The organism is Pseudarthrobacter sp. NKDBFgelt (genome assembly GCF_046097905.1).
Lineage (GTDB): Bacteria > Actinomycetota > Actinomycetes > Actinomycetales > Micrococcaceae > Arthrobacter > Arthrobacter polychromogenes.
Window position 1 is genome coordinate 1 of sequence record NZ_JBJURL010000110.1, and the last position, 10,311, is coordinate 10,311.

Genomic DNA, 10,311 nt, shown 5'->3' on the forward strand with positions numbered 1-10,311 from the left:
CCGCCGCGTGCCTGGCACTGGGCCTCGCGGCGGGTCCGCTCCTGGCCCGGCCGCCGCAGCCGGACGCCACCTACTCGGTGCAGTCCGCCGGCGGCCTCCAGTTCAGCATCGACCTCGCCCGGAAGACCTGGGGAACCGAGCTGGCCGTGAACGGAAGCAGCCTGCCGCAGGACGGGACGCTGTCCCTGTGGGTCCGCGACCGGGCCGGCGGCGAGGACCGTGCCTGCGCCTGGACGGCAACCCCCAGCGGCAGGGTCAGGATCACGGGGGCCACGCCTGTACAGCTGGGGAGCATCTCCAGCGTGGAACTGCGGGACGGCACCCAGCGCGCCGTGGCAGTGGTGACCGTGCCCTGATTCTCCTGGCGGTACCGGTTTAGCGGTTCATTTTGGCCAGCTTGGCCCGCACCATCATGAACACGCCGTAACAGATCAGCCCGGCACCCACCGCGGCCAGGAGGTAGATGCCGAAGGGTTGGTCGCGCAGGGCCCGCAGCCCGCCGTCGAGCCCGGTGGAGTCCTCCGGGTGCGCCTGCAGGGTGGCGATGGCGATCAGCAGGCCCGTCAGCAGCAGCACCGTTCCCTTGGCCACGTACCCGGTGACTCCAAGGACGGTCACAGCGGTCCGCGCCGTGGGGGATGCGGGCATGGCCAGGTGCTTTTCGAACGATTTCTTCAGCCCGCGGATGCCATACACCACCCCGGTCACCGCGATGCCGACTCCGAGCAGGACCAGCAGGGCTATGCCGCCGGGGGCCTGCATGACCGCGACGGTCAGGTCGCTGGCGGTCTTTTGGTTGTCCCCGCCGGAGCCCGTTCCCGTGGCGAAGGACATCAGGGTCAGGGCGAGCCCGGTGAACACCAGTGCCTGTGCCCCCGCCTTGGCCTTTTTGCCGGCCTTTTCCTTGGTGGGCAGGTGGTTGTAGTCGAAAATGGCGTCGCTGACCTGCCAGAGCGCCAGCGCAGCGCAGGCCGCGAAACTCGCCCAGAGAAGGAACGGCCCGGCAGGCTGGGTGGCAAGCTCGGACACCGCGCCGCTGAAGTCCGCGTTCCCGGTACCGCCAAACGCCAGCCGGATGGCGATTGCCCCCACCAGCAGGTGCAGGATCCCGCTCGCCGCAAACCCGGCCCTCGCCAGCAGTTCCAGCGTCCGCGAGTTGGTGACGTTCTCCGCCGCGTCGGCGGCCTGCCTGAGTTCTCTTTTGATGGCGGTTCCTTTGTGCAAGTGCTCTTCCGGTGTGCGCCCCTGCACACTAGGCCAATCGTGCCACGCCCGGGCGGTAGTGGAACAGGGGCGGCCTCCCGTGGCCGGACCAAGGCGGTTGGCGCCCGGCGCCGGCCTCTGCCCGGTTACCTCTGACGCGCCGGGCGATGGGGAGGGATCCCCATCGCCCGGCCGCGGGCACTGTGCAACGATATGCACCAGCGGTTGAACACGCACCGCGAAAATCTCCCGGGGGAACACCATGACTTTTTACGGCGCAGACGTCAGCCAGCTGCGGGCCCTGGCCAGAGCCGCCGACAGGGCGGCGTCATCGCTGAGTACCCAGGCAAGCTCACTGCACAGCCAGATCCAGTCGGCGCCGTGGAAGGGCAGCGACGGTGACCGGTTCCGGCAGGAGTGGAGCGGAAACCACCGGCCAGGCCTGGACAAAGTGGTGAACAGCCTGCGGGAGAACTCCAGGATCCTGCTGCAGCACGCTGATGAACAGGAGAAATCATCGTCATCGTCCCCGGCCGGCAGCGGCGCAAACAGCGCCTGGGACCGGATCACGTCACTGGCCGTCCAGGCACGGGACTGGCTAAGGGAACAGGCCGCTTCCGCCGCAGCAGCTGCCGAACACCGCCGGGAGCTGCAGTCGGACCTGGAGCGCATGCTGGAGGCGGGCCCGGAGGAGCAGGCCGCCTGGTGGGACAGCCTTTCCGCGGCTGACCGGCAGTACCTGATCGAAGGCGGCAACGACGACGGCCCGTTTGCCCGGGACCTCATGCGCATGGACGGCGGAATCCCCGCCTCCGTGCAGGAGCAGGCCAGGGAGCACCTCCAGGAGCTGGCCAAGGCGGACATCCCCGTCTACTCCGAGACCGGCAAGGCTTCCATCGAGGCGCGGGTCGCCTGGGTCCACGGCGGCGCCGAAGTGGGGACGGAAGTGGTGGAGAACGCTGACGGCTCCGCCACCATGAAGGTGTACGGAAACATGGGCCTGGGCGTGAACGACACCACCGGCGCTGCCGGAGTCACGCTCAGCGGCGAGGTTTCGCGCGAGTACACGTTCGGGAGCGTGGAGGAGGCCATGGAGGCCCGGGAGCAGATGTACCGGGACCTGCCGCCGGACAGCGTGGGCGAGATCAAGGACGTGGCCGGCAACCCGCCGGGGTACATCCTGGACACCATCAACGAGGCCGCCGGCGACAACGGCTCCACAGGCCAGACGGACAAGGCCAAGGGAACGCTGTCCCTGGAGGCCACAGGGGAGGCAGGCACCGCCTCCGGCTCCGCGAAGCTGGACCTGGCCTACGAACGGAACCTGACGGACGGGACCGCGACGGCGGGCGGCGAGGTTTCTGCGCAGGGCAAGCTCAACCTCGACGGCCGGGTGTTCGAGGCCTCCGGCAAGGGCGGGCTTCAGGTCAGCCTGGACAAGGACAGCAACATCGACTCGGTGACGGTGTCGATGGACGGAACGGTAGCGCAGGGCGTCACGGCAGGCACGGACGTCAAGGCGGCCAAGGTGGAATCATCCGTCAGCGTGGGCAGCCAGGGCACCGTGAAGATCAACGTCGACTACACCCCGGAGAACAGGGACGTCATCGACAGCTATCTGCGGAACGTCGCCCTGGGCAACGACTACGGCGCGGCCCGGGACGCGGCGAAGCTTTACGAGGCCGGGTCTGCCACAGTCCAGGTCAACAGTGTTGTCACGGCCTCCCACGAGGCGGGCCTTGATGTGAAGGTGGGCGAGGTGGAGGTCAAGACCGAACACCAGGCCACCACCAACGTGTCCACGTACTATAAGGTGCCCAACGACACCAAGCTCGAGAGGCTGTGACCCATGTCAGTGCACATCGAATCCCCGCTGGGGTTCACCGCAGAATTTCCCGAGCACACCCAGGTCCTGGAGGATTCCACCGCCGGGCCCAACACCGAGCAGTACGGACTCCTGGGCGACGTCCTGGTGACCGTCATCAAGGACGATGCCTCCGTGCACGGTGCCCCGCAGGCGAACGGGTGGGCGCACCTGATGTCCGAGTTCTACCGGGAAGAGCGGGGCGGCTCCCTCCTTGCCGAGGGCGAACTGAACCTTCCGGGAAAAGCTGCGTACGCCGTGGTGGTGGGCTACAACGACGCCGGGGGTTCGGCGAAGGTTGCAGCCACAGTGGGCGTCTGGGAGAACGGGCGGTTCATCGGCGTGGTGGTCATCTGGCCCTCTACGGACCCGTCCATAGAACCGAGGCTCGGCATGTTGAAGGAGATTGTGGCCGCCATCAGCGTCACCTGACCCTGGCTGCTGGCTGGTCGTTGCCCCTGCCTGCTGCCTGCTGCCTGCCCTGCGCTGGTTAGCGCCTGCGGTAGCAGAGGTCGAAGATCAGCCGCCCGGCCTCATGGGCCTTCGCCTCGAAGCTAGTCCGGATCCTTCCTTCGAAACGGGGTGCCCAGCCGCCCGTTTCATCGATGCCCTCATTCGGTCCTGTATGCGCAGTGCTGACCGGAGCGCGGCCTTCCCGGACCGGGGCCCCGCCCACAACGGACTCGACGCCGGACTGCCACACCTGCGTCAGGGGACTTTCCGGCCCGCGGCGCTCGCCGGTGTGGAGGTTTTCGAAATCCCTGGAGTCCGCCAGGACATCGCGGACGTGGACGGCGTAGTTCGACCAGTCGGTGGCAATCCGCCACAACCCGCCCGGCTTCAGCGCCCTCGCCGCCAGGTCCGCGAACTCGGGCTGGATGAGGCGGCGCTTGTGGTGCCGGGACTTGTGCCACGGGTCGGGGAAAAAGACCCAGAGTTCACTGACTGAGCCGGGCGGAAGCATTGTGGCCAAAACCTCCGGGGCGTTGGCCTCCACCACCCGGACGTTGCGGAGTCCGCGGCTGTTGATCTTGATGATGGTGTTGGCCAGGCCCGGGGTGTAGACCTCCACTGCCAGGAAATCGGTGTCCGGGTTCTGCTCGGCGGCGTGGCACACCGCATCGCCCAGGCCGGAGCCGATCTCCACGATGAGGGGAGCCTTGCGCCCAAACTCTGCTTCGGCGTGGAAGGTGTAGTCCGGGTGGACGGAGGTGTTGGCAACGTGCCGAGGGACGTCCACAGCCCACCGCTCTGCATGCTCCTCCCATGCCGCCTGCCGCCGGCCCTGCAGGCGCGTTCCGCGGCGGACAAAGCTCACCGGCCGTCCGCCATACGTGCCGAAGGACGCCTGCGTTCCGGGCGTAACGGGCCTCGGGACGTGCGGCTGCTGGGGGTTTTCTGGGGATTCGCTCATCCCTTCCAGAATAGCGGCGGGCAGGAGTGGTTGCAGAAAGCAGCGTAAGGCAGTGCGCGGACGCTATACGTGCTTCCAAAGCGGGTGGATGCTTCAGAAATACCGCATTCCGTGCATGAAACGCAGTGTGACGAAGAAGCCGACAATGGAAACAACGCCGGAAATCCACAATGACTTCACCGCCAGGCGCCCGTTTTCGGACTCGGGCCCAAACCTCCTGATGGTGGAAAGGGCCAGGGAGATGGAGAGGACCCCAAGGGGCAACGGAAGGCTCCAGAAAATCAAGGGGGCCAGCCAGGAGAACAGGGTGTGTCGTCCGGAATCAGCGGCTCCCATTAGTGCGATGAGCGCGACAGGGAAGGTGAGATAGATGCTCGCCGGGGCGATAACCGCCAGCATCAGGCTGGACGTGGCAGAACGGGCGATCCCGGGTGGAGGCGCTGAATCTGCAATCGGAGTGCCCGGGCCGGGTGGGTGGGTGTTGCTCATGCTTTCCAAGGTATGGTCCGGATCCGCGGTGGTGGGAGGCGCGCAGGTTCTATGTGGATAACCCGGGAAACAAGTCCTGCAAGAATGGGCGGGTGAGGGAAGCGACGAACGCCGGGGCAAGGAAGCAGCGGGCACTTGAACCTGCGGCGAAGGAGCAGCCGGGCACTTTGGTTGACGCCGAGGTTGATGAGGCGCCCGCACCCGGCCCCACCCACGTTGGGAGCCGGCGGCAGCTCGCCTACCTGGGCCTGTGCCTCGTCCTGATCGGGCTCAACCTGCGCACAGTCTTCTCCAGCTTCTCGGCGGTCCTGCCCGAAGTGACGGCCCAGGCCGCACTCCCCGGCTGGGCCGTGGTGGTGCTGACCACGGTACCCGTTACCCTGCTGGGCGTGTTCGCGCCGCTTGCCCCGGTCCTGGCAAGGCGGTTCGGCGCTGAGCGCGTGCTCCTCTTTGCCATGGCGGTCCTCACGGCAGGACTGCTGCTCCGCCCCCTTGAGCTGCCCGGTCCCAGCCACCTGCCCGCGCTGCTCGCCGGGACAGCCGCATGCGGAGCCGCCATCGCCCTGTGCAACGTCCTGCTGCCAGGGCTGGTCAAGCGGGACTTCCCGCACCGGCTGGGCCTGATGGGAGGGCTCTACACCACGGCCATCTGCGCGTCGGCGGCACTCGGGGCGGGCTTCACCTACCCGGTATACACGGCCTCGGGGGAGTGGACCCTGGCGCTGTGGTCCTGGGCGGTGCCTGCCGCCGTCGTACTTCTGCTGTTCCTGCCGGTGGCACTCCGCCAGCCCCGCATCCGGCACCAGGCCGTCAGGGACGGCGTCAACGTATGGCGCTCCCCGGTTGCCTGGCAGGTGACCATCTTCATGGTGCTGCAGGCCATGATGTCCTTCAGCGTCTTCGCCTGGCTGGCGCCCATCCTGCGGGAACGGGGCGTGGACGGGGCAACCGCCGGGCTGATCGTTTCCATGTGCATCGTGCTGCAGATGCTCGGCTCGCTGTTTGCCCCTGCTCTCGCAGCCAGGTTCCGGGACCAGCGCGCCATCAACACCGTGGTCGCACTGATGACCGGTGGCGGCTTCGCCCTGAGTATCTTCGGTCCCCTTGACCTGGTCTGGGTGTGGGCGGGGCTGCTGGGCCTTGGCCAGGGAAGCCTCACCGCCGTCGCGCTCACCATGATCATGCTCCGGACCCGTGACGGGCACACTGCGGCGCACCTGTCCGGCATGATGCAGGGCGTGGGCTACGGGCTCGGCTCCACCGGGACGCTGATGGTGGGCCAGCTGCACCAGGCCACCGGGTCCTTCACCGCTGCCGGTGTCCTGTTCCTGGTGGTTGGCCTCTTGGCGGGAGTCTTCGGATACCGCGCCGGCCGCGACCGGTTCGTCAGCTGAGGGGCCGGGACAAGGTGCAGGATTCCGTTGTTCCAGCCACCCGTCCGGCCGCGGGCATCCTTGGGGGCCCGTACCTTTGGGTGACCGTGGGGACGTGCGCCCTGGTGTTCCTGGCCGCGTTCGAATCCCTCGCAGTGACCACCATCATGCCCCTCGTCAGCCGCGAACTCGACGGCGCGGCACTCTACGCCCTCGCCTTCGCCGGTCCGCTGGCAACAGGGGTGATCGGCATGGTTGCGGCCGGAAACTGGTCCGACCGGCGCGGACCCACGGCCCCGCTCTACACCTCCGTCGCGTTGTTTGTGCTGGGACTGCTGATCGCGGGAACCGCTGCATCGATGCCGGCGCTCGTGGCAGGCCGCCTGGTGCAGGGCCTCGGCGGGGGAGCCCTGACCGTCTCGCTGTATGTGCTGGTGGCCCGCATCTATCCCGGCGCGCTGCACCCGAAGATCTTCGCGGCGTTCTCCGCGGCGTGGGTGATCCCGTCGCTCGTGGGACCTTTTGCTGCCGGGATCGTGGCGCAGGTCTTCAGCTGGCACTGGGTGTTCCTGGGCGTGGTGGGCCTGGTCATCCCGGCGCTGCTGATGATCGCACCTGTCCTGCGGCGGCTCGGCACGCCCTCCAGCCACACCTCCACGCCGTGGGCGGTGGGCCGGCTGGGGTGGGCGGCGCTGGCCGCCGCCGCGGTGCTCGGGCTCAACCTGTCCGCCGGGGTGCGCGTTCCCGGCATTCCCGCAGTTGCAGGCGCCCTTGCTGTCGTCGCGGTGGGCGTGGCGCTGCTGGCAGTCAGGCCACTGGTTCCCCGTGGCACCCTCACTGCCCGGCGCGGATTGCCCAGCGTCATCCTTACCCGCGGGCTCGCCTCGGCCGGGTTCTTCGGCGCCGAGGTCTACCTGCCCTACCTGCTGATCGAGCAGTACGACTTCTCGCCCACCTTCGCGGGCCTGACCCTCACCGCCGGGGCACTGTCCTGGGCCGGCGCGTCAGCTGTCCAGGGCAGGCTGGGTGCCAGGCTGCCGCACCGCCGGGCCGTGAGCATCGGGGCGCTGATGGTCCTCGGAGCGGTGGTCCTTGCCCTGGCAACGGCAGCGCTCAACTGGCCGGCCGCCGTCGCCATCGCAGGCTGGATCTCTGCGGGCGGAGGCATGGGGCTGCTGTATCCGCGGCTCAGCGTGATGACCCTGGCGCTGTCCACCAAGGAGAACGAGGGCTTCAACAGCTCTGCCATGTCCATTGCGGATTCCCTGGGCGGGGCGCTGGCGCTCGCCACCACGGGCCTCGTGTTCGCGGCCTTTACGACGACGGCGGGTTCCTTCGCCGGGGTCTTTGGCCTTGCCGCCGTGCTCGCCGCAGCCGCGGCCGCCGTGGCGCCCCGGGTCACCGCCGCCACAACCCCCTGAGTTTTTGTCCAGATATGCAGGGTTGCAGGCCTCGGAACACTGCATATCTGGACAAAAACTCCAAGAGGGTCAGGGGAGCCGGGTTGCGCGCACCACGACGTCGGCGATGGTTGCGTGCTGGCCCTCCGGCCCCGTCACCGGCCGCTCCCGGCTGGTCTGGACCTCCAGCTGCCACTCCGGTCCCTCCAGTCCCAGTTCCTGGACCAGCTCATCGCCGGTGTAGAACATCTCCCTGTGGTGGTGCCCGGCACCGCCCCACGGCGGCAGCCGGTCAGGGTGGTGGCCCACCACCAGCAGCGTACCGCCGGGCTTGACCGCTGCCGCAGCCGTCCGCAGCGGTCCCTGCCAGGCGAGCTCCTGGGAATGCAGGAACTGCGTTGTCACCAGGTCGAAGGACGCCCCGGGCTGCCACTGCTCGAGATCCGCCTGCTGCCAGGTGATCCGGCTCGCGATTGCGCCATCCGCGGCGTGGACGGCTTCCCGGGCCAACGCCGCCTTCTCGTGCGAGCGGGCCCGGTCCAGCGCCACCGCGGAAACGTCGACGGCGGTGACGGTCCAGCCCTGCTGGGCGAGCCAGATGGCATCCGCGCCCTCACCGCAGCCCAGGTCCAGCGCCTTTCCCGGCCGCAGGCCCCCGGCCTCCCTGACCAGCTGCGGGTTGGGCTTGCCGCTCCACATCTGGGGTTTGCTCCGGTACCGCTCATCCCAGGTGGCAGCGGGATCGGCGCCGCTGTGGATGGTGGCGCCGCTGTGGATCCCCGCGGCCTCCGCTGATGTTCCGTCCGGAAGGCCCGGGCCGCCGTCGCGCGTGTCATGCTGCGTCTCATGCTGGTGGGCCGCGTGTTCGCTCATGCCACAAGCCTGCCCCGCGGCGCCAATGATGGCAACGCCCTCAACCGGGTAGCGCTAAGTGTCGTTTTCAGGGCTCAAAACGACACTTAGCGCTACCTAGTTGGGGAGGGGAGGGAAGGGGTGGGATGTAACCAGGGAACGGGCCGACGGCGGCGGGATGCTAGACTGGTGGAACTTGATGTGCAGTGATGCCCAGGTTTTCCTGTTCGGAGGTACACCTCCAGCCAGGGACTGGGTTTTTTTCATGTGAGAGGCACATCCTGCGTCGATGAACGCGTTCCATTTGGTCCCGGCTGACTGCCAAAATTTGCAGCGGCCCGGTTGATCACCTGACTTTTCTTCGGCGAACCCCTGGTCCAACCGGCATCGGGGGCCGATATCCGCCTGGATACCGCCTGAAAGACCGTATAAATACATGACTACTTTTTCTGCCCTCGGTACACCCAAGGCCCTTGCAGACACCCTCACCGCACAGGGAATTGTTGAACCGTTCCCCATCCAGGTCAAGACCCTCCCGGACACGCTGTCCGGGCGTGACGTTCTGGGCCGCGGCCGGACCGGATCCGGTAAAACCATCGCTTTCGCCATCCCGCTTGTAGCAAGACTCGCTGAGCGGGAAGCCAAGCACTTCCGCAAGCCCGGACGCCCCATGGGCCTGGTCCTGGCACCCACCCGTGAGCTGGCAACCCAGATCAACGCCACCATCGAGCCGCTGGCCAAGGCCGCCGGCCTGAACACCACCGTGATCTACGGCGGCATCTCCCAGGCGCGCCAGGAAAAGGCGCTGCGTGCCGGCGTCGACATTGTCATCGCCTGCCCCGGCCGCCTGGAGGACCTGATCCGCCAGCGCGTCCTCACCCTTGAGGCCGTGGAAATCACGGTCCTGGACGAGGCGGACCACATGGCCGACCTCGGCTTCCTGCCCGTGGTGAAGAAGCTCATGGACATGACCCCCAGCCAGGGCCAGCGCCTGCTCTTCTCCGCAACGCTGGACAACGGCGTGGACAAGATCGTCCAGCGCTACCTGTCCAACCCGCTGACCCACTCAGTGGATGATCCGCAGGCAGCGGTGACCACCATGGAGCACCACGTGCTGGTGGTCAATGACCAGACCGTCAAGAAGCAGCTGATCGTTGAGCTTGCCTCCGGTGCAGGCCGCCGCGTACTTTTCATGCGGACCAAGCACCACGCCCGCAAGCTCGCGAAGACCCTGACCGACGCCGGGATCCCCGCCGTCGACCTGCACGGCAACCTGTCGCAGAACGCCCGCGACCGCAACCTGGCCGAGTTCTCCTCCGGTGACGTCCGCGTCCTGGTGGCCACCGACGTCGCAGCCCGCGGCGTGCACGTGGACGACGTCGAACTGGTCATCCACGTTGACCCGCCCACCGAGCACAAGGCGTACCTGCACCGCTCGGGCCGTACCGCCCGCGCCGGTTCCGACGGCACCGTGGTCACGCTGACCCTCCCGGAACAGCAGACCGACGTCAAAAAGCTGATGAAGGCTGCCGGCGTGGAGGTCAACTTCGAGCGCGTCACCGCCAACTCCCCGCTGGTGGCGGAGCTGGTGGGCGACATAGCCGAGAAGATCGATCCCCGCACCCGCGCAGCGCTGCTGGCCAAGAAGGCCGCGCAGCAGGGCGGCGGCACCTCCACCGGTGCCAACGCCGAGCGCAAGCGGGCACGCCGCCAGGC

At 67.9% G+C, this 10,311-nt stretch carries 9 protein-coding genes and 1 pseudogene; 6 read left to right on the forward strand and 4 right to left on the reverse strand.

The window, feature by feature from the left end:
* Nucleotides 1–356 (forward strand): annotated as a pseudogene (locus tag ACKAE7_RS19455) (anti-sigma factor); the annotation flags it as partial.
* Between the two features lie 19 nt (nt 357–375).
* On the opposite strand, the gene ACKAE7_RS19460 reads toward ACKAE7_RS19455, so the two are convergent.
* Nucleotides 376–1,224: a DUF1206 domain-containing protein gene (locus tag ACKAE7_RS19460; protein WP_190612694.1), complete on the reverse strand. Its 849-nt coding sequence runs from the start codon at nt 1,222–1,224 to the stop codon at nt 376–378.
* A gap of 241 nt (nt 1,225–1,465) precedes the next feature.
* Here ACKAE7_RS19460 and ACKAE7_RS19465 point away from each other — a divergent pair, with 241 nt between their 5' ends.
* Both ACKAE7_RS19465 and ACKAE7_RS19470 read left to right on the forward strand, forming a co-directional pair.
* Nucleotides 1,466–3,049 (forward strand): hypothetical protein, encoded by a 1,584-nt coding sequence (locus ACKAE7_RS19465; RefSeq protein ID WP_190612695.1) that lies wholly within the window; start codon nt 1,466–1,468, stop codon nt 3,047–3,049.
* A 3-nt stretch (nt 3,050–3,052) separates the two neighbouring features.
* Nucleotides 3,053–3,499: a hypothetical protein gene (locus ACKAE7_RS19470; RefSeq protein ID WP_190612696.1), complete on the forward strand. Its 447-nt coding sequence runs from the start codon at nt 3,053–3,055 to the stop codon at nt 3,497–3,499.
* A gap of 58 nt (nt 3,500–3,557) precedes the next feature.
* On the opposite strand, the gene trmB is transcribed toward ACKAE7_RS19470, so the two are convergent.
* Together trmB and ACKAE7_RS19480 are read right to left on the reverse strand one after the other, a co-directional pair.
* A complete protein-coding gene (gene trmB, locus ACKAE7_RS19475; RefSeq protein ID WP_190612697.1) occupies nt 3,558–4,481 on the reverse strand; it encodes a tRNA (guanosine(46)-N7)-methyltransferase TrmB in 924 nt (307 codons plus the stop codon).
* 93 nt (nt 4,482–4,574) lie between these two features.
* Nucleotides 4,575–4,970 (reverse strand): hypothetical protein, encoded by a 396-nt coding sequence (locus tag ACKAE7_RS19480; protein ID WP_190612698.1) that lies wholly within the window; start codon nt 4,968–4,970, stop codon nt 4,575–4,577.
* A 92-nt stretch (nt 4,971–5,062) separates the two neighbouring features.
* Here ACKAE7_RS19480 and ACKAE7_RS19485 point away from each other — a divergent pair, with 92 nt between their 5' ends.
* Nucleotides 5,063–6,364: an MFS transporter gene (locus ACKAE7_RS19485; RefSeq protein ID WP_408980052.1), complete on the forward strand. Its 1,302-nt coding sequence runs from the start codon at nt 5,063–5,065 to the stop codon at nt 6,362–6,364.
* A gap of 14 nt (nt 6,365–6,378) precedes the next feature.
* Complete coding sequence (locus tag ACKAE7_RS19490; protein ID WP_190612700.1) at nt 6,379–7,764, forward strand: MFS transporter; 1,386 nt, start codon at nt 6,379–6,381, stop codon at nt 7,762–7,764.
* A 69-nt stretch (nt 7,765–7,833) separates the two neighbouring features.
* On the opposite strand, the gene ACKAE7_RS19495 is transcribed toward ACKAE7_RS19490, so the two are convergent.
* Nucleotides 7,834–8,616, reverse strand: coding sequence for a class I SAM-dependent methyltransferase (locus ACKAE7_RS19495; protein WP_190612701.1), 783 nt, complete (start codon nt 8,614–8,616; stop codon nt 7,834–7,836).
* 415 nt (nt 8,617–9,031) lie between these two features.
* Here ACKAE7_RS19495 and ACKAE7_RS19500 point away from each other — a divergent pair.
* On the forward strand, nt 9,032–10,311 hold a 1,280-nt coding region (locus ACKAE7_RS19500), incomplete at its 3' end, for a DEAD/DEAH box helicase (protein ID WP_408980053.1).